The sequence below is a fragment of the Limnospira platensis NIES-39 genome (assembly GCF_026000695.1).
GTDB classification, from domain to species: Bacteria; Cyanobacteriota; Cyanobacteriia; order Cyanobacteriales; family Microcoleaceae; genus Limnospira; species Limnospira platensis.
Genome location: NZ_AP026945.1, coordinates 2147839 through 2165936 on the forward strand (window position 1 = coordinate 2147839; position 18098 = coordinate 2165936).

Annotated in this window: 21 protein-coding genes; 15 read left to right on the forward strand and 6 right to left on the reverse strand. The window is 41.2% G+C overall.

Going from position 1 to position 18098, the window contains the following annotated elements; all coding sequences use genetic code 11:
* Positions 1 to 5 precede the first annotated feature (5 nt).
* The 3 genes from N39L_RS10575 to N39L_RS10585 all read left to right on the forward strand — a co-directional run bounded on the left by N39L_RS10575 (position 6) and on the right by N39L_RS10585 (position 1408).
* The gene (locus N39L_RS10575) at positions 6 to 362 is read left to right on the forward strand and encodes a hypothetical protein (protein ID WP_014275185.1); all 357 of its coding nucleotides are present in this window, start codon (positions 6 to 8) and stop codon (positions 360 to 362) included.
* Between the two features lie 76 nt (positions 363 to 438).
* Complete coding sequence (locus N39L_RS10580; RefSeq protein WP_014275186.1) at positions 439 to 729, forward strand: hypothetical protein; 291 nt, start codon at positions 439 to 441, stop codon at positions 727 to 729.
* A gap of 187 nt (positions 730 to 916) precedes the next feature.
* A complete protein-coding gene (locus tag N39L_RS10585; RefSeq protein ID WP_231852148.1) occupies positions 917 to 1408 on the forward strand; it encodes a winged helix-turn-helix domain-containing protein in 492 nt (163 codons plus the stop codon).
* Between the two features lie 277 nt (positions 1409 to 1685).
* On the opposite strand, the gene N39L_RS10590 is transcribed toward N39L_RS10585, so the two are convergent.
* Both N39L_RS10590 and N39L_RS10595 read right to left on the reverse strand, forming a co-directional pair.
* The gene (locus N39L_RS10590; RefSeq protein ID WP_014275188.1) at positions 1686 to 2273 is read right to left on the reverse strand and encodes a tyrosine-type recombinase/integrase; all 588 of its coding nucleotides are present in this window, start codon (positions 2271 to 2273) and stop codon (positions 1686 to 1688) included.
* A gap of 205 nt (positions 2274 to 2478) precedes the next feature.
* Positions 2479 to 3441, reverse strand: a complete 963-nt coding sequence (locus tag N39L_RS10595) for a hypothetical protein (RefSeq protein ID WP_014275189.1) — start codon at positions 3439 to 3441, stop codon at positions 2479 to 2481.
* 38 nt (positions 3442 to 3479) lie between these two features.
* Between N39L_RS10595 and N39L_RS10600 the strand changes: the two genes are divergently transcribed.
* The 12 genes from N39L_RS10600 to N39L_RS10655 all read left to right on the forward strand — a co-directional run bounded on the left by N39L_RS10600 (position 3480) and on the right by N39L_RS10655 (position 12193).
* Positions 3480 to 3734, forward strand: coding sequence for a hypothetical protein (locus tag N39L_RS10600; protein WP_014274804.1), 255 nt, complete (start codon positions 3480 to 3482; stop codon positions 3732 to 3734).
* A 260-nt stretch (positions 3735 to 3994) separates the two neighbouring features.
* The gene (locus N39L_RS10605; RefSeq protein WP_014275190.1) at positions 3995 to 4870 is read left to right on the forward strand and encodes a hypothetical protein; all 876 of its coding nucleotides are present in this window, start codon (positions 3995 to 3997) and stop codon (positions 4868 to 4870) included.
* Positions 4867 to 5469, forward strand: a complete 603-nt coding sequence (locus N39L_RS10610) for a hypothetical protein (protein WP_014275191.1) — start codon at positions 4867 to 4869, stop codon at positions 5467 to 5469. Before N39L_RS10605 ends, N39L_RS10610 begins: the two co-directional genes overlap by 4 nt.
* Positions 5436 to 7280, forward strand: a complete 1845-nt coding sequence (locus N39L_RS10615; protein ID WP_014275192.1) for a hypothetical protein — start codon at positions 5436 to 5438, stop codon at positions 7278 to 7280. The genes N39L_RS10610 and N39L_RS10615 overlap by 34 nt, the downstream gene beginning before the upstream one ends.
* Positions 7281 to 7282: 2 nt before the next feature.
* Positions 7283 to 7723 (forward strand): hypothetical protein, encoded by a 441-nt coding sequence (locus N39L_RS10620; protein WP_014275193.1) that lies wholly within the window; start codon positions 7283 to 7285, stop codon positions 7721 to 7723.
* A gap of 4 nt (positions 7724 to 7727) precedes the next feature.
* Complete coding sequence (locus N39L_RS10625; RefSeq protein ID WP_014275194.1) at positions 7728 to 8702, forward strand: hypothetical protein; 975 nt, start codon at positions 7728 to 7730, stop codon at positions 8700 to 8702.
* A gap of 27 nt (positions 8703 to 8729) precedes the next feature.
* Positions 8730 to 9929 carry a hypothetical protein gene (locus N39L_RS10630; RefSeq protein ID WP_014275195.1) on the forward strand — a complete coding sequence of 400 codons (1200 nt, stop codon included), beginning with the start codon at positions 8730 to 8732 and terminating at the stop codon, positions 9927 to 9929.
* Between the two features lie 146 nt (positions 9930 to 10075).
* Positions 10076 to 10444 (forward strand): hypothetical protein, encoded by a 369-nt coding sequence (locus tag N39L_RS10635; protein ID WP_014274796.1) that lies wholly within the window; start codon positions 10076 to 10078, stop codon positions 10442 to 10444.
* Between the two features lie 21 nt (positions 10445 to 10465).
* Positions 10466 to 10819 carry a hypothetical protein gene (locus N39L_RS10640; protein WP_014275196.1) on the forward strand — a complete coding sequence of 118 codons (354 nt, stop codon included), beginning with the start codon at positions 10466 to 10468 and terminating at the stop codon, positions 10817 to 10819.
* 3 nt (positions 10820 to 10822) lie between these two features.
* Positions 10823 to 11242: a hypothetical protein gene (locus tag N39L_RS10645; RefSeq protein WP_014275197.1), complete on the forward strand. Its 420-nt coding sequence runs from the start codon at positions 10823 to 10825 to the stop codon at positions 11240 to 11242.
* 1 nt (position 11243) lies between these two features.
* The gene (locus N39L_RS10650) at positions 11244 to 11393 is read left to right on the forward strand and encodes a hypothetical protein (protein ID WP_014274412.1); all 150 of its coding nucleotides are present in this window, start codon (positions 11244 to 11246) and stop codon (positions 11391 to 11393) included.
* 563 nt (positions 11394 to 11956) lie between these two features.
* On the forward strand, positions 11957 to 12193 hold the full coding sequence (locus tag N39L_RS10655) for a hypothetical protein (RefSeq protein ID WP_014275198.1): 237 nt from the start codon (positions 11957 to 11959) through the stop codon (positions 12191 to 12193).
* Between the two features lie 62 nt (positions 12194 to 12255).
* Here the strand turns inward: N39L_RS10655 and N39L_RS10660 are convergent, their stop codons facing one another.
* The 4 genes from N39L_RS10660 to N39L_RS10675 all read right to left on the reverse strand — a co-directional run bounded on the left by N39L_RS10660 (position 12256) and on the right by N39L_RS10675 (position 18086).
* The gene (locus N39L_RS10660; protein WP_286131313.1) at positions 12256 to 12378 is read right to left on the reverse strand and encodes a hypothetical protein; all 123 of its coding nucleotides are present in this window, start codon (positions 12376 to 12378) and stop codon (positions 12256 to 12258) included.
* 137 nt (positions 12379 to 12515) lie between these two features.
* Positions 12516 to 12647: a UbiD family decarboxylase domain-containing protein gene (locus N39L_RS10665; protein WP_434221619.1), complete on the reverse strand. Its 132-nt coding sequence runs from the start codon at positions 12645 to 12647 to the stop codon at positions 12516 to 12518.
* A gap of 323 nt (positions 12648 to 12970) precedes the next feature.
* Complete coding sequence (locus N39L_RS10670; RefSeq protein ID WP_006617894.1) at positions 12971 to 14341, reverse strand: hypothetical protein; 1371 nt, start codon at positions 14339 to 14341, stop codon at positions 12971 to 12973.
* Positions 14342 to 14348: 7 nt separating this feature from the next.
* Positions 14349 to 18086: a DEAD/DEAH box helicase gene (locus N39L_RS10675; RefSeq protein ID WP_126277488.1), complete on the reverse strand. Its 3738-nt coding sequence runs from the start codon at positions 18084 to 18086 to the stop codon at positions 14349 to 14351.
* Positions 18087 to 18098: the final 12 nt, after the last annotated feature.

Here is an 18098-nt window from a genome sequence, read left to right on the forward strand (position 1 = left end):
GAATAATGGAAGACCCGCAGCACGCTGTACGGGGAAAACAAGAAGTCAGTCTCGATGACGTTAACGGAAACAGCCGTCGGGCTACTGGATCAGATGGCTCTGGAGCTAAATCTGAATCGGTCCGAATTGGTGGAACAGATTGCCAGGGGGATAATTTCCAGTCAAGCGGGGAAAGTGTCCCCGGAACAGGCGGGAAAATTCTAGACCTGTTGGAGGAGTTGTTTGCTGGTTTTCATGAGTATGTCAAAAGCCATGAAACTCGATTGGAGGAAAGACTGCAAGCAAATCGAGACTATCAATCTCAAATGAAAAAACAAATGGAGAACATCCGACAGAAGATTCTCCAACAGGTTTCTAAATAAATTAAGCGCCCTTCGTGTCCACGAAGGGTGCTTTCTATTTTGGCACGCTGCTAAACCCTCAAGAAACAAATGGACTATGGCACAACACTTTTCTAACCTTCAAACTGTCACCGGTGAAAAGGCGATCGCTAATAAAGTCACCGATTCCGTCACCCTGGGTGACGCAAAAGTTAAAAATTCAAACGCGCCGTTACGCGCGATCGCTCATAGACCGACACAATCCCAAGCGTTCCCCCAGAAGTGCTGGAACTTCAGTCCTAAGTGCTGGAACTTCAGTCCTAAGTGCTGGAACTTCGCGGCCTGGTTAAAAAAGATTACGCCGCCTTTTCCCGAATCGCTGGCGACATTGATATGGCGATCGCCCTAATTCATGAAAACCGTCCCTTTCTAGCGAGGCTTTTCTTGGTTCGCAGCATAGCCAAAAACTCACAATCGATACTTTTGGCTATAAATAGTCGAACGATACCTGGGGAAGATGATGATAGGGGGTCAGGCCGATGAAGGGAAAATCTAAGTCACCGGGGCAGCTTTCCCTCTCAATTCCGTCACCCTGGGTGACGGATTCTGAAAGTGTAGAACCATTCGATCCTTTTTGGGATGATATGGCTGTCTTGAAACATCTTAGGGACTGTCCCAATCAAGACCACAAACAACTCGCCCAATCCACTGATATCCCGGTGTCTCGTGTAGTCAAGTCTCTGGAAAGGTTACGCGAGAAAGGTAAGGTTAAGTATTTGGGATGGATAGCCGTCACCCTGGGTGACGAAAATTTATCCCCGGTGAACACTTCTCAGAGCGATCGCCTAACTGTTCGCTGGAAAGCTAAGTCAGCCGCCCAAGACACCAACGGGAATAAATATGCTTACCTATATAGGGGGAAAAAGCAGGTTTGTTACCTTGCCGGCCCCCATCTATCGGAAAAAGCTAAAGCGATCGCCAACCAAGTAGAACAGTGGATCGAGTCCGGCTTGTCTCTCGAAGCTATCCTAGAAAAACTTCCCGCACTTAAATCGGGTGGTTGGAAATCCCCAGATAGCAACTCCTAAATTTTCCACAGGGGGAGACTTTACTCCCCCGAAAAATTTTATGATTTTACAGAAAAATTAATGAGCATTTTCCAACCCTAAACAGCGCTATTTGCTACTGTAAAATGGTTAGCGCCGTTGGCTGTGTGTAAGAGTCTTTGATGTTTTAGACAAAATACCAAGCAGCCCGGTTTAGTGCTAAAATTGGCGGAATCTAGGGCAGTTACTTCTCGATCTGTGTTTGGCTAGTAGCACCCACTTTCCTCTGATGTCTGGCAACCTTAAGTCATCGACTGCCTTAGATTTCATCGATCGCGTCTCGGATTTTTTGAGGATCAGCATCAATGTAGCGCTGCAAAGATGCCATAGATTTGTGACCTGTGATAGCCATGATGGTTCTGGTATTGACTCCCTTGTTATAAAGTTTGGTAATGAAAGTGCGGCGGTAACTGTGAAGCGAGTAACCCTCATTTTGTAAACCCAGTTGAGCGATCGCTTTCCGGTGAAAAGAGTCGAACGCTTGAACTGTCACGGGCTTGGATATATCAGATGGGCTGGGAAATAGAAAATCGCCGCCACCGATGCGGTAGGTTCCAAGAATCTCTCTAAGTTTTTGGGAGATGGGAACTTGGCGGACTCCCCCATCTTTCCCGCCCGATCGCTTCCTAGTTTCAGACCGAAAGGTAATTTCTGGTAAGGCAATGTGGGAAGCTGGGGAAACATAAACATCAGGGACTCGTAGTAACCTCACCGCTCCTACTCGTTCACCGGTGTACATCAAGATGGCAAGTAAAGTTTGCTGCCAGGGATATTTACAGCGTTTGATTATCTTGTCGGCGATCGCATCAGGAATGATTGATGCTTTACCAATGCGGTTTTTTTTCATGAATTCGTGTCTGTAGGGAATTTCCCCCAGTTGCCTAGCCGACGAGGCAAAGCGATCGGCTTACCTATATGACTATTGTAGGGTTCGGGCGGGGAGAATATTAGTTTTCGCGCCGACTTGGGGGAAAGTTTGGCGGCGAGCGATCGGATCAGCCTTCTCTATATTTGTTTACTAACCGGTAATACTCTCCCCTATTTTTGTGAATTTACCAATCCTCCCATGGTAAAAACTGCGTTATCTCAAATTCTCCCCCTTGTTTTGGGTCTGTGCTGTTGGGCGTGTAAATGCAACGGCAAAGTCCTAATCCGGGAGCTAAAAAAGAACCTTCAGCTTTAAACAGCAAAATATAGCGTGACAGAGTAGGAGTCAAGTTGAAGGCTCCTCCCGTGTGAGGAACTGTAACAATAGAACACCGGTCTGTTATCCATTTTTCAAGATTATCTATGTCAATATATGAACTGAAAACATTAGAAAACAATGCAACTTGAGATATTGCCATCCACATGGTTTCACGAGGACATAGTAAAATCTCGATATTAGTTCCTTCCTTGATAACAGACGCAGAACTTCCGTCATCCCCAAAGTATCCATAAAGATTATTGGTAATATTAAAAACATATTGTTTACCGGGCAAAAAAACATCAAATTGCCAGGCTTTAGCTGTATTCTCGTCTTCAGCCCATTCTCCCCAGAAATGATTGTAAGACATAATAGCACCAGAATCAGCTTGCCAAGCAGAAGTTATAAACGATGGAAGGTTGCCTATATTGGAATCTAAGGGAATAAACGGTCTAATTGATAAATCTGGGATAGGCATATCGTCCTCTATTTCGCTTCCTATGTTGTAGTCAATTTCCGTATCTTGGCGCACCCAGATCGAGAGAATCTGAGTTGTGGGGCTGCTTGCTAAAACACCAATCCCCCCATCACTCCCATCGGAGTAGAAGCCATTTTCAAAAACAGGTAAGGATAAATCAGACCCTACCCACCGAATAGAAAAAGGATTGTCGGCTTGGATGGTGATTTCCCGACGGACTAATAATGGCGTGGCGGGGACTATTTCAATCTCTTCCCCTGCGGTGAGTTGAAAATAACCTGACTTAATATGGCGATAATAAGCGCCGCCGCCCCCGCCACCGGTAGGACGCATTGCCAATCGAATCGGCATTTATCGTAGAATAAAAATAACCACTTCTATTGTCTCACATGAACATCACTCCGGGAGTCTATCCTGATTTTTCCGAAACCACATTAGAAGCCTTAACCTTAGCTATGGGGCGGCGATTGCTACAAAGGCAAAAAAACCTGACGATTAACTTCACAGGAAAAGACGTTATGGATTTAACTCTCAATGAAGAGGATTCTGTTGTCAACCTGGATATTGACGAGCTAGAAACTTATATAGAAGGTGGCGCGATTAAAGTCCAAGAGCCGTTGTTGATGCCTTTGAACCCGGTATAGGCAGTTACCCCTTTAACCAAACCAATTTAGCTAGTGCTTTACTGCATTTAGTTGTACATCAACACATAGCAGAATTTAGTTTCGAGCTAAACCCCGAACCCGCCAAACAACATTGTGATTTTTCTATCCGACCTAACGTTAGGGGAAATGGAACTTATCCATTAATATGCACCATCACTTTAACAGACTATCCTGTAATTATTAACTACACCGATGGCATGACTTCAACCGCACAACCATACTTATTGACACCTTAAACTATGGCAGAGAATCGCTTATCAGAAACCGACACATTTTCATTTGAAATTAATCAAAGCAATGCCAGTAATTATGTTAGTGACCCATTAACACTTTGGGCTGTTTCTAGTACCGTTAACTCAATATCTGCCAATATCGACCCCAGATGGCTATGGCGGGCTAATGTTTTCCTAGAAAGTCTCACCGCCTCAGTTTGGTGTCCCAGTTTTCCCCGGTCTCCTTATCCTGAGTTTTACCCCGAAGATTCGGCAGCAGAAAAAGCAGCTAAACTAATGAAATTAGAGAGCAATCATCCTAAATTTGGGTTGCAATTGCTTAGAAGAAAAAGTGCTACCGGTTCATGGATTGAGGCAGCTTGTCCTGTCATTCAAAATCGAGGGCGGCGGTTTTATGTTCCTCTAATTAATCCTTACTTAACAGCAAACGAGGTTAAAATATTTGGTAGATTTGACCGGCTGGGTGTAAGTTTTAAGGATTATGGCGATGGAATATTAGGGGGCGGTTCAATAACCAGCAATCGCATCTATGACACTCTTTACATTGAGGGGGAATATAGAGTAGAATTAGATTTAATATTGATGGCTAAACGTCCGGCTAATACGGTGATGAATACAATCACTGTCGGGCCTAATCCCACATTGCTTGTTTCAGCTAATTTGAACCGTGCTTATTTTGAGATTCAAAACCAGGGAGAAACCCAACTCCTTTGGGGTTTTGGAACATCGGGGAGTAACGCGACAAGCCATCCGTTCAAAATGCCACCCGGCCAGATTTATTATCCAGGTAATGTAGCAGGATTTATACCAACTGACGCGATATGGGCAAAAGTAATAGAGGGAACGACAACGGTGTTGATTGTGGAGAGTTCTTATCAATGAACACAGCTTTATATAGCAGTGAAAAACCCCAGGATTTAAGTCATCTACCAGCGGGACAATATGAACTGGCTGTAGTTAATTTGTGGGATACTAACTTATCGCAAATGCTTTACGCTAAAAAGGTGATATACAAACGCCACTTTTTACTCCCCGGTCATCCATCTGATGGATTTCCTATCATTCGAGAGTTAAAAGCCTTAGCTAATGTCCCCATACAATACAGGGCAATTTATGAATTTCCGAAAACGGATCGACAAACGGATAAAACGGATTCAAGAAGTAGGGGGGACTATCGTTTTCTCGTTGAACAATGGTTAGAGAGACTTGAGTATCTATGTCAAACTTTTGACTTTTTAGAAGTGTTGCCAGTCACTGCCATGTTAAGGTCTTGGAGAAGCCCGTACCTGCCTAATGCTTATATGATGATAAAACAACGGGAAACCATTAAGCAGGTTTCTTTGGAAAATATCGAGGCGATGGAACCGGAATGGCTGACTGAGAATCGGGTGTTGTCTGAGGAGGGATGGATGCAATTATTGATTAATTGGGATGAGGAATTTTTGTCATGCGAGAGGTCGAAGAGCGTAGCCGAAGGGTGAAAGACATTGTTAGAAATCGCAACTACCGGCAAGCCGTAGATGTAATAGAAAGAGAGGTCAAAAGATTAGAAGCGGACGACAAACCCAGGGCGAGAGTAAGGATTCCCCGTGATGACGGGGATATTGATATAGACGTTGGAGGAATGGTTGATTTTGCCCGGTCGATGTTGCCTAAAGCAAGCATAGAAGCTGAGGATTTACAGGATGGTAGAACCAGGCGAGGGATAAAAACCGAAAAGATTGGCAGCACGGCTCGCGGATTTGTAGACCTTGATGAGGATGGAAACCCCAAAGGTTTTGGGGGAACAATTGACAGTATCAACGATGCGAATGTCTCGGTTTACTTTGGGGAATGCGAGCAATCGATGAGCGTAACTATTGGGGGAAAGACGGTTACTTTTGCTAGAAATGTTTGTGAAGATGACAAAGAGGAGGGAACAGAGGGAGACAAACTAGATCCCAGCGATGATGTAGACAATGACAAACCTCCCAATGTGGAAATTCCTAGACCTCCGGCTGGTTATACCGGAGCTTTAGTTAATGTTTTCCTCATGAAAAAAGTTATGTATACTTGGGGGTTTTGGACAGATTTGAGACAATCGGGAAAAGATTTTCTTTTGGGAGATAAGGGGTCAGCAATGATGGGAGATGACCCGGTCTCAAGCATTCAGTTTATTGTAGATGTCGTTGGGTATGAAGCCATAATTCCTTTGGGGAAGGCTCCCTTCGGTCCACTTGACGACTATGTTCGAGCCGTCCGCCGGTCGAAAGGTTGGAGTATTCAAAACCCGCGATTTCCTACTGTGATAAAGTTTAATTACGGATTGACGAAGGCTGGTTCTCATAGTGGCTGGAATGCTTTTCTACCCTCTACTCAAACTAGATTTGTTCGTTTTTCCAGACCGTTTGAGATTGTATCATCGACACAAAGAGTAAGAGCTGCTTGGTTAGCATTAAGTGACCCAGAAACTGGCTCTCCCTACTCAGAATATCTGTATCTTCGCACAGTGTTCTGGGAACTTACATATGTGGGGGGTTCTTTTCCTTCCGACAATTATCAGCCAGAGCCGCCGCCAAGTTTACCAATATTAAGGAGTGATATGCTTCAACCATCCTGTGAAGATTCAACTAAGATGATTAGGGAAATCCATCAAGCCCTAGGAGTTAGGAAATTGTTAGAGAAGAATTTCCAAGTCCCGTCTAACATGATGATACCAGAAGGCAAAGGTAATCATGTGAATAAGGATTATCTGGAAATCATGTCTGACCTGTTTAAAACCATAGATAATTATGGTTTTGATGCTCCGGTCACTGTTACAGTTCAGGATACGAATAAAGCCCAAAAAGGCGACCAGTCTATAGAGTTAAAGTTTAACTCGCTGGGGGCTATATTAAAGGCTCAGACTGAACTGTTGATTGAGTTGAAAGGTGATAGTGCTAACCGGTTAAATATTCAGATTCGCCTAGCTTATATAATGACGAGAATGTATCGGACTTTAGCTAAGTTATATTACAGAACGTCGGCGATTTTGGACGGGTTGGGAATTCCTATTATCTCGAAGGTGGTGACTTTACCGATTGAGTTTAATGTGTTTGGTAAAAAACACTGGGGAGCTGGTAAGGGATTCGGTAAGGATAGTAAAAAGGGTCAGGAGCCTAAACTTGATTTAAACGATGAAGACACGACAGAAGCTATGTTACCCGATTTATTAGAGATTCATGATTATGAAATAGAGGTTGATGAGTTTAGGTTTAAAAGCACTGACCTTTATGAGATAATTTTGAATATGGCAGCTAAAATGAGGACATAATCGTGACCAAAAGAAATCCCCCCCGTGGTTCCAATCGTCCCCCAAGCGATTCGGGTAGTGGTAAGAAGCCACCATCTGAAAGAGAGAAAAAAGCGGGGTTAAGAACTGATACAAACAACAGAATAGAGGAAGCGATCGCTGTCTTGGATTTTCGGCTACACTTAGAATATTTAAATGTGGCTTCTGCCGTTGGGGGCGGCGATTTTGAACAGTTTAAACGTTCTTGGTTGATGAATTACTATAATGCTATGACAGAACCGAGGTTTAAAGATAAACCCAAAAATCCTCCTACTAGAGAGGAACGGGCACGTCTCTTAAAAACTAATGATGAGTTGATGATGAATCGCCAAATCAAATCCGACAATTTGTCATCAAGGGAAAATCTAGCTGAATTTCGCCGAAGTAGAGACTTGTTGCCATTCGACGCTGATAATATAGGTTAAAACTATGTCTAATATTGTAGGGATAGACCAGAGAGAACTAACTTCAACCGCTATAGCTGGCGGTGCAATGTCTTCACAGTGGTTTAATGCTTTTTCGACCCCTTTTTATCAGCAGATTCAAAGTTTAAAAGCCTTTGATTTTAAGAAGTGGGCGGGTAGTGTCAAGGGCGGAGCTTTAGTTATTGCAGAAAACATCAAAAAAGGGAACTGGGGTTTTTTCAAAGAATGGCTACAAGAGGCTCCTCTGGTTCCTAAAATAGCCGGGATTGTAGCGGGTGGTTTAATTGCTGGGACTGTGCTGATTGTTGGCGGACAAGCATTAGGGTTTGTTGGTGCGGGTGTAGGGAGTTTAGTAGCAGCCCATCCGGCTTTTGTTGGCGGTTTTTTAGGGGTAACAATACCTACAGTGATGAGCAAATTGACCCAAGGGGTTTCTCAAGCCTATAACTTTGATTGGGCAGCATCTGACAAGAAAATGATGGACGATTTAAAACAAGCGGCTAATGCTTTATATGTTCCCTTGGGGGAAACAGTCGGGAAATCTTTGGCGGCTTTAGTGGTGGGCAAGGTGGGTAGTGCGGCGGCAACAAGTTTAAGGATTCGGGAAGGTGCGATCGCCGCTATGTGTATGATTAACCCGACTATTAAAGAGACTTTGGTGGATGCGTTATCCTCGCTGAGGTATGCGGTGCAAGAGGTTGTTAAAAAAGCACTGTTTGTTATGACTTACATTAACGCCAGAAAAGTAGCAGCCAAGTTGTTGGATAAGGAAGATACTTGGGGCAAGGAAGGGCAATCACCTTTTATTGTTTCGGAGAAAGTAGAAGAAACTTGGGCGAAAGTTAAAGAAGATGAATATTTTGATTGGGTGAATGAGCAACAATGGGAGGGTATAGAAACAATGACATCTACTTTTTTTGAAACCCTCGGTGAGTTGTTGTCAGAGCAGGGAACTTATGAGGAGTGGATACCGGTATAAATTCATCACCTGAGAGGAGGGATATCAATGGCAGACGTTGGAAGACTTACCCAGCAAACTTACATCATGATGGCTCGTCAAAGGCGTATCACGAAACTATCAGATAAGCGGCCGGAACGAGTCCGAATAGAATTGCAGCCAAACTGGAACGTTTATCAGTTACAACCTGATAGAAAAAACCCAGATTATAAGCTGCTGATGACTGGTTCTGAGTCAGCCTTGGCATTGCAGTTGTCACAACTCGGATGGATGGAGAAGATGCTCGATCATCTTCTCAATGCCAGCGATCTAAAATTCGAGGATTGGTTTGATGTTTGGGCGGCGGGTTATCCAGAACTGCGCTACAGAGTGAACCCAAAACTCCCCAATTTAAGAACTAACTATCCTTCATCTAATGTTAAGGATTCCAATGGGGAAACAATAAGCAGATGGAGAAATGAGGTAGGCTCTCGCCCGGCTTACATTGAATGGAAACCTTCAGCCCGAAAAACAGCAAAGGATCTCGGGCTTCACCGCACAATAGAATATTTTCCCGATCGCTCTCAGAACAAATCAGTTGTCTTGACGGGGAACGACAAGGAGCTAATTAGGCAAATCCTACAAATCCACTACGAGGGTGGGGGTAGCAGTGAGGGGATGGATAGCACGGTCTCGACGGGTATTAGTTACCGGGGCGCTCCCAAGGTTGTGCTGTACTTTTTGGAACGGATCGAGGATGTGGAAAAAGGCTACCGACAATTAGAGGCAAGAGTGGGATTCCGTTTGGTGGGAAAAACAGAAAACCCGAACGGAACTGGCGACTTGTTAACTAAGGCTAACATCAGAAATTTGGCTCAGAGAATTGTCCAGAACTTTCTACAACCCGAACAATTTCGTCTTCACAAGGGTAGAGAATCGGTTAGCTACAGAGATAAACGCCAAGGGTTAGAGTCGTTTGTTTTTGCAACTAGCGCATCAGAGGGGATTAATCTTTATCAGCGAATCTGTCGGGTGATGGAAATAGAATTTGATAACTCAAAGGTCTTTACATCGAGCAACCAAAATCCAACCCAAGCGTTTCCTATCACGCCCCCAGAAGTGACGATATTGGGTAACAAAATTAAACCACCCCGCCGCCGTCCGGTCGGGCACGTCTATTTTAGAGAGGCGAAATTGTTTTTAGAGATGCTCAACGAGCCTATCCTTCTCTGTGACTACAACGGGCATATATACAGGAATCCCGATTAGAAGACAACCCCAATATTTTTTTTAGATCAAACAAACTCCCTTGTATGTTCGGAAACCCTATAGGTTTCCGTAACTGTTCCACGCTCTAAAAATACCTGTTATGAATGTAGTGGTAATCAGTTTTAAAGCAACAAGGCAGGTATTCTATGCCCCCTCTAAATAGTTCAACAATTTATAGCTGGGATGCACCCTCGCCAGGGGGTACGGGAACCATTAAAGTAGCTGCCCGGCTTTCTAATCGGTACAATGGCATTGCTACACATCTCGGAATGACCGCCCACACAGATCCAACAAATGTAAATGCACATATGCTTAAGCCAAATAAAGCTGTGCAGGAGGGTTTCTTAATGAAGATGCGAATTAACTACCGAAAAGACAATAAGTATTATGGTGCTGATATTTATGTGCCTACAGACAAGGTTACTGAAGCCATCCAGATACTACCTAACAAGCCCTGGGATGGTACGGGAGTGATAACTTCATGTCGCGATCGTGTACGAGTTGATTACCGTTAATAGAGAAAGGAAAATATATCAATGGCTAGAACGAAACTGTGTCAATTAGTAGATGACACTAAGGTTCGAGTATTTAGAGCTAGTAGTGTGATGTATGACGATAACACTGTAACACATTTGGGAATAGGTCCAGTCGCTGATGCGAATAAGAAGGAGCCAGTTTATGATACTGGGGAATTAATGCGAGCTGGTGTATTGGTGAGACTTTGCGTTAGTTGCAACAATGGAGTTAATAGACCACCAATTACATATAGAATATTTTGCGACGTAGAAAACGTAAACGCTGCTTTACATCATTATAATAGTGGCGGTAAAACCCTAAACGGGAAACCAGTATTGAGAGCTAGTCTAGACCGTCGTCAAGTTATCAAGTAAAGCATGAGTTTTACTGATGCTTATGGCACATGGGAGGTGATAGCTTCAAGCTATCAGCCAAGTCAAGAGTGGATAATTCACAGCCCCCCAGTTACTCAATACTCATTGTTGAGGTTTAAATTTTCAACTGATTGGGGGCGGTGGAAAAATCCCTATGATGGCTATAGGTCAATGCTGCTTATTCGAGGGCATTATTATAATGATTCTGAAAATTCTGACTGGATAACAGAGCAAAGGACTGTATACGTTACAGAGGAACCGCAACTGATTAATTATCCACCAGTTCAAGGGTTTACAGATAACCCCTCGGTGATTAGAAAGTTAGGAGTTCGCCGCCGTTTTTTCAAAAACGCAACATGGATCGAAAATCATCCTACAATGGATCTAAAGTTTGACGTAACAATTGAGGCTTTTGTAAGTTAACATGGACATCTCTCTTAATCAATTAATCGACCATCTCCCAGATGATTCACAGTTTAAAACCTTACTAGAAACATTGGGGGCAAGCGGTGATAGTGTGGACGCTACCGTAGAATTTTGTCATTTAGTAGGGGCATTATATCAAGCACAGTAAGTATACAACCAACAACCAGGAAATAAAGCAATTAATGTGGTCTCAGCAGTAAGTATTAGGCCTGTAATAGAAAGTTTAGACGGGACATTTTTTAGGAGGTTATAAAGAACTCTAGCTTTTTTTGAAAAGTATGAAAATAGTATAATTGTCCCGAACGTCAAAAGTTAGTTGGTCGAAAATTTAAAGCTGCCAGATAATTCGGATTCTATCTGCGTTATCTGGTCAAAGTCTTGAAATTAACCCAAGTCAAATGTGATTAAAAATCCACATCAACAGAGGAGTTAATTCCGCCGTGGATATTGAAATTGAGAAAATTACGGTAATTATAAGTTGGATACTTTCACTCATTAGTACGGTCTGGTATGTATCAGTTCAATACACAATAATTAGAGTACAAGTCAACAGAAACAGAGAAGAGCTAAACAGAATATCATCAACGCTTAGGCGAGAAATAGAAGACCATAATAAACTTATATGGATAAACATCAACCACATGGAAAAATACTTAACCAAAAATCAAGATTATTTTCCGTTAAATATCCAAAACCAAAAATATAAAGATTATGGCGACTGATGTTTTACCAGAATTATTACGGGTAGGAAGTGATGGGGTAGTGATATTTTTAGTGTGGTCTTTGATGAAGCAAAACCAAAAGTTAATAGCAGAGGTCAACTCAAGAGACAATGAATTGATGAAGTTAATTTACAAAATACTTAGCAGTGAACAACGAGGGACAAGAAGTAAACGCGATCGCACAATCAAGCCAAAGCCACAAGAATCCGTTAGGACTTGGGAGTAGAGTTGTCTGTGGCCCTAACGAATAACGGGTTGTCAAGTAGCCATTACTCATGGCCATAATCATCATACAGAAAAACTAAAGCGATCGCCAGCCAAGTCACTTAACTTGTATAAACGCTTCCCATTTAACCCATCTACCACTTGCAGTTTTCGATATTGATTAGTCTTTGGAGGAAGTGTCTGCATTATCACCGATGTTGATAACAGTTTATTGATATCATTAACTGATATCAGTTGTCAAGGGGTACGCTCAGAAAACCACCAAATCAACATTCCCCATTCACTAAAAAAGCCCGGTACGCAATGGATCGGGCTTTTGTTAATTATTTTGGTCTATCTATTTGGCTACCTATACAGCCTATGTGGTCGCCAAAGGGATCATCCTGTAGAACTTCACCCGGTGTGATAGTTCTTTGTAGTACAAATTCAGAATTGCCCCTAACTTCCAAATCCACCGTTTCACGTTTTACACTCTAACTGCACCCCATAACCGCTCTACAACCCCGCAAACAGCGACTATGACAAGTCTACCGGAATCGGAGTATCTGAATCAACGGATCAACACCAAGGGCGATCGCAATTTCCAGCTTTTTGCTATTTTCCGCACCCTTCCGCACTGTCCCCGTTCTGCCAACAATTTTAAAAATCCCAGCAGATCTCGTGCCATTGTTTTTGAGTGTTTTTAAGTCGCCGTTCTCTATATATGACACGCTCCGAGCGATCGTGTTCTTTTTAAGCAGCGGAGATAAATAAAGTCTCACCTCGGGTGTCTGGAATTTTAATACCAATCCTCCACCAACCTAGGATCGGGAATACCCCACAGTCGTTCAGCCTTATCTATTGGATCTTCATATTCTGGTTCATATCCATAGTAGTCGAGTAAACTGGCTGGCTGAGAGTCAGAAGGTAAATTCAAATGACGGTAATATTGCTTTGAGGATTGATATGCAAATCTTTTCAAGGATGTCCATGGCATTTCATTAGCCGTTTGTGAATTCCATACTTCTTGAAAATCAGTATCAGCTCGTTCTTCCTCATTTTTGTATTTTCTGGCATAAACTCTTGAGATTTTACTTTTAGTCATTTGAAGCTGAATTATCTCATCCAGACTCTCAAATTCATCATCAACATACTCTATCAATCCTGCAAAAAAAGTTCTAATATAAACCCAAGGTTTTTTGATCCAGTCATACCCTAAAACTTGCCCATTATGGTATTCAACTACCACATCACTTCCACCTGGAATATGAGATAGAGGATTAGTTCTATATCTACGATCAACCCACAATATCTTGTTGGCTAGATGTCGTGGTAAGCCGATATAAACTCGTATAGGTTCATTTAGAGATGGTTCGTCAACTTCAATTTCATCATGATGATTGAAATCATGACTCAAAAGACTGTTAATGTCAATTTTATCTAGATTTTTAAGGTTTTTTATATCATTTTCTATTTCGGTTGAATCTTTAATTTGGCTATAGTTATCTGGTAATATGAAATATTTGATTAAGTGTTGATGACAGTTTAAATCTTTAAAAATCAATAAACCGATCGCCCGATAAATTTTTTTCGACTCAATCTCCTGGAAACCTGTTACAAAAATTTGCTCGTCCTCACCAAAAAAATCTTGTATTGATGATTGAAAATTTTCTCTTTCATCTGAGTTGTTTGATTGGTCACAGAAATTATCCAATTCATCTGAACCCAAGAAAATTGAACTAAGCGGTTTCTTTGTGATCAAAATATTTTCCGACAAAAAATCTTCAATGACATAGATATTCTTTGGATTTTGAGGGTATAAAATGGAAAGTTTTTCGGCAAATATTTTTTGTGTGAGAGGTTCAACCTTAAGCGTAGAATCATCGGAATTGATATTCAAATTTTTGGAACTTGTAAGCTTATCGATAGTCTGCCGAACTAACATTGGATCTATTCCCAGCATATCGGCGATTTCATCTGTTGTTGGAGAAGGACTAAGATCGAGTGCAGATTTTAAGACAAATTCCTCAAATATATCTGCTGTCCGGGTTTTGCTTATTGCCACCTGTACAGTAGTTTGGCGCACTTGATAGCGAAGATAACCTCCATTGACAAATAATAGATCGGGAGATTCAAACTTTTCTCGTAGCTGTTCTAACAAAAAATCCATAGGTCAATTAAAGAAGGGTAGAAACATCTATAAAACCTTGATACTTATGAACCACTTTTGCGACTTCTTGATAAATTTGAACTTGGGTAAATAGATCGTGACATCCTACAATAATCAATAACTCTTTTGCTCTGGAAAATGCCACATTAACTCGCTCTGGAGTTTTGGCAAATCCGACTCTTCCTTGCTGATTGTTGCGAACCATGCTAACGATGATAACTGGTTTTTCCATGCCTTGAAATCTATCAACTGTTCCCGTTCGTATGTCAAGGTTAAGATAAGTGTCCCCCCCAGAAATTCGCTCATCAATAAGTCTTAACTGAGCGCCATAGAAGGTAATTATACCGATCTCTTTTTTGGGTTGACCGTTGGCAACCTTGTCAGCCCAAATTTTGTTTATATTTTCGCAAATTTTTTGTATGCAAATAACTTCTTTCTCATTTTGATAAGAAGTTCCGATGCGTTGTTCTCTAAAATTAGCGGATGCTGGAATTTTGACCCATCCTATATGTTGATCTTCACGAATAAGCTGACAGTCCAAATGATGTGCACGCTGGTTGTCTGGGTCTGGCAATCCACAACTTAAACCTCCATCTCCTTCATCATAAAACTGGTTGATAGCTTCCATGATTTGAGGGTGCATACGGTACTGGATATTGAGCTTTTGTGTTATCCCTTTGTCTGCATTTTTTGCCATTTCAAATTGCTGCTGAAACCAAGACTTTTCTAAAAATTCAACTCTTTCTCTGGGAACTGCAAGCTCCTCTGCCAGTTCATCCAAATTTTCCTCTGTCAGAATAGGAGGTAATTGGCGATAGTCGCCAATCATGACAATCTTTTTCCCTTTTAGTGCAGGAATCAACAATTCTGGTGGAGTGCTTTTACTAACTTCATCAACAATGACAACATCAAATTGGCTAAATCTTTGAGAAAAACTCCATTGGGCTGCTTTCATACAGGTTATGCCAACCACATTGACATTATCTAAATACTGTTTTTCGATTGTTGCCAAATCATCATTTGATGGATTGCGTAACCGCTCAATCCATTGAGTCATAGTATCTTCATACCTTTCAAGATACGATTCGGCTTGAGTAAGATATTCCCCCCAAGGTTCAAAATACTGCTGAACATTTGTTAAAGAATCGGTTAAAAATATTCTTTCAGTATCAATCTCTGGCTTTAAGCTGTCCGGAATATTATCCCAGATATTTTTCCACCACGTCCTTTGTTCGGTCAGATTTTTATTCAAAATCCGGATGCTTTCATTACATTCACTGATTTCATTGTTGAGTTCTACCATTTCATTATTTATTTCATCGCGATCATTTTGTAATCCATTGAAGTTTTCAGTCAAATAATTTTTGATTTTGTCAAGTTCAGAAAACTGATTTTGTATCTGATCTAAATTATCAATTTCGGTCTGAATTTCAATCATTTGAATGTCATTTTCACAATTTATTTCTTCCAATATTTGTTGTGTTTTTATTTTCAAATTTACCACAAAACGGGCTACAATATCCGATAATATTAGCTCGGCATCAACTGGTTTTGGGGGAGCGGTTATTTCTCTGTTCCACCTTTTAATTGCAGCCAAAATTAATGCTTTATCATACAAATTTTTTGGAGCATCAGAATCATATATTGATTGAATTGTTTTGAGTAAAAAGTTTAAAATTTTTCGACCGTCAGTTATATTTTTATTTTTCAATTTTTCATACAATCGGTTGATATCGCGTTCGCGAGGATGGTGACTATCTATATAATTTTGATGTTTAAAAATCAACCAATATATCTCATTATTGATTGTGCAAAATTCATCCCAACTTTTCCATGTAGATATCAACTGATTCATTTCCATAAAAAGAGTGTTTAAAATATCTTTTAAAGGCGAATATTGAAATCTATTTTTGTCGAAAAAAGCAATTATCTGAGGTGGGAAATACAAAGATTTGTCGTCAATTAATATGCGACGATTTAAGGATTCTTGTAACACCTTAAAAATATTTTGGTTTGCTACATTTTCGTAGTCACTAATTTCACTGAGAGCGGTTCGTAATTCGGCTTTTTTTTTGTTCAAAGAATCCAATTTTGTCAACTTTTCAGAATGAAAGACTGCGTTCGATTTAATTAGCGAATTTAGATACGCAATCAGATTACCTACTTGTTGACATTGTTGATCAATTTTGTTCAACAAGTTATTCTTCTCGTTGCAAACTTCTTCTAACTCTGTTTTTCTAGATCTCAGTATTCGCTCTTGTTCGGGAAAATTTATCTCTGTTTCTAGATAGTCTTGAAATCGGATTAAATGGGTCAACAATGGGCGCAATCCCAAGAAAATTTCCTGCTGTTTTGATAAACGTTTTTGGCAATCATCAATAGTTTTTTCTAACCATCTTTCTATGACATTATGAGTCAAAAAAGGCTCTCCTTCTCGACCAACTTTTGCACGGGTATCTCCCTCTCGCAACGGACGCAATACCGGGTGGTGAGTTAAGCGACTCAGAGCATTGTCTACGGCAAGGTTAGCTTGAGATACCACTAACGTGCGCCCTCCCCGACTTGCAACTTGATAACAGATTTCAGCAATCACCGTAGTTTTACCCGTCCCCGGGGGACCTTGAATCAAAATCAAATCCTCGGCATTTAAAACAGCTTCTACTGCGTTTATTTGACTGGCATTAGCTTCGGGCAATAATAAATCTGCTTGGGATATTATAGAAATTTCAGATAGCGCCCTGGCTTTAGCCGCATCAAAGAAAAACTCACCTAGAAAAGGATTGTGGGTTTGACCCTCCTGCAAGTTACTCAATGCTTTTTCTTGCCAGCGGATCTGAACTAGACTGCCAATATCTTCAAAAAACAAAAAACCGGTTTCAGGTAACTCTAAATCTCCATCGTTTAGAGACTCAGCAATATTAGGATCAATCTTAATTTTTATCTTATTTTTGGTACTTTCTATGACTTCAATTTCCCCCAATTCTTGTCCACATTTCTTATCGCTTATTAAATCAGAGCTTGTAAATAATTTTACCGATCCGTTTCTGGCTGCGCCGGCTCGCTGCCAAAACTCCTCTTTAGTGAGTGACAGTGATCCATTGCTTGTTGCCAGATCTGAATTGATTTGAAAAGTTATACGTTTATTGGATGCCGGATAGTTGTGTTTCACAAAAGGTATGCAAAATTGTCGTTTTTCGGCTGTCCGGCGTTCAATTTTTAAATACTGTCCCCATGCGTTTACTTGCTTTTTCGTAGGTACATAATCGCTACAGATGGGCATGGTCACTATGTGTTCCCATGCTTCGGTCGGAATACCAAGATTACTTGGTACATGGGGTAATAGATGAATCAAAAAAGGGGTAGAAAACGCATTCCTTTCTCCTCTGTATTTATCGACAAAATTAATTCTATTTATCTCCAGGCATCCACTCCCATCTTGCCGAATAGTCGTCCAAAATTGCAATATCTTTCGACGGCTTTCCAATTTTTTTGGTACGGAAAAATCATCATTATCTGTTGCTATAGTCAGTTCTATGATTTCGTATTCAGGCTGTCTTGCTCCTCCGTGTCTTCGGACATAAAAAAGACAAGGATCTGACCCTAACAGCTCATTAATTAACTGATCAGCGCGAGCGTGCCTATCTCTAAAATCGGGATACTGATTAAGTGCGTCTGACCCTTCCATATAGCAGATAAAGCGATCGCTTGCTGCTCCTATGTACCTATAGCACCAATTATTAGACATGATATCCGATGA

Excerpts from the sequence above, each read along its gene's own strand:
- N39L_RS10640 (WP_014275196.1), top strand. The coding sequence starts at position 10,466 with ATGGCTAGAACGAAACTGTGTCAATTAGTAGATGACACTAAGGTTCGA.
- N39L_RS10670 (WP_006617894.1), bottom strand. The coding sequence starts at position 14,341 with ATGGATTTTTTGTTAGAACAGCTACGAGAAAAGTTTGAATCTCCCGAT.
- N39L_RS10575 (WP_014275185.1), top strand. The coding sequence starts at position 6 with ATGGAAGACCCGCAGCACGCTGTACGGGGAAAACAAGAAGTCAGTCTC.
- N39L_RS10645 (WP_014275197.1), top strand. The coding sequence starts at position 10,823 with ATGAGTTTTACTGATGCTTATGGCACATGGGAGGTGATAGCTTCAAGC.
- N39L_RS10625 (WP_014275194.1), top strand. The coding sequence starts at position 7,728 with ATGTCTAATATTGTAGGGATAGACCAGAGAGAACTAACTTCAACCGCT.
- N39L_RS10635 (WP_014274796.1), top strand. The coding sequence starts at position 10,076 with ATGCCCCCTCTAAATAGTTCAACAATTTATAGCTGGGATGCACCCTCG.
- N39L_RS10655 (WP_014275198.1), top strand. The coding sequence starts at position 11,957 with ATGGCGACTGATGTTTTACCAGAATTATTACGGGTAGGAAGTGATGGG.
- N39L_RS10675 (WP_126277488.1), bottom strand. The coding sequence starts at position 18,086 with ATGTCTAATAATTGGTGCTATAGGTACATAGGAGCAGCAAGCGATCGC.
- N39L_RS10615 (WP_014275192.1), top strand. The coding sequence starts at position 5,436 with ATGCGAGAGGTCGAAGAGCGTAGCCGAAGGGTGAAAGACATTGTTAGA.
- N39L_RS10580 (WP_014275186.1), top strand. The coding sequence starts at position 439 with ATGGCACAACACTTTTCTAACCTTCAAACTGTCACCGGTGAAAAGGCG.
- N39L_RS10630 (WP_014275195.1), top strand. The coding sequence starts at position 8,730 with ATGGCAGACGTTGGAAGACTTACCCAGCAAACTTACATCATGATGGCT.
- N39L_RS10600 (WP_014274804.1), top strand. The coding sequence starts at position 3,480 with ATGAACATCACTCCGGGAGTCTATCCTGATTTTTCCGAAACCACATTA.
- N39L_RS10660 (WP_286131313.1), bottom strand. The coding sequence starts at position 12,378 with ATGCAGACACTTCCTCCAAAGACTAATCAATATCGAAAACTGCAAGTG.
- N39L_RS10610 (WP_014275191.1), top strand. The coding sequence starts at position 4,867 with ATGAACACAGCTTTATATAGCAGTGAAAAACCCCAGGATTTAAGTCAT.
- N39L_RS10595 (WP_014275189.1), bottom strand. The coding sequence starts at position 3,441 with ATGCCGATTCGATTGGCAATGCGTCCTACCGGTGGCGGGGGCGGCGGC.
- N39L_RS10590 (WP_014275188.1), bottom strand. The coding sequence starts at position 2,273 with ATGAAAAAAAACCGCATTGGTAAAGCATCAATCATTCCTGATGCGATC.
- N39L_RS10605 (WP_014275190.1), top strand. The coding sequence starts at position 3,995 with ATGGCAGAGAATCGCTTATCAGAAACCGACACATTTTCATTTGAAATT.
- N39L_RS10650 (WP_014274412.1), top strand. The coding sequence starts at position 11,244 with ATGGACATCTCTCTTAATCAATTAATCGACCATCTCCCAGATGATTCA.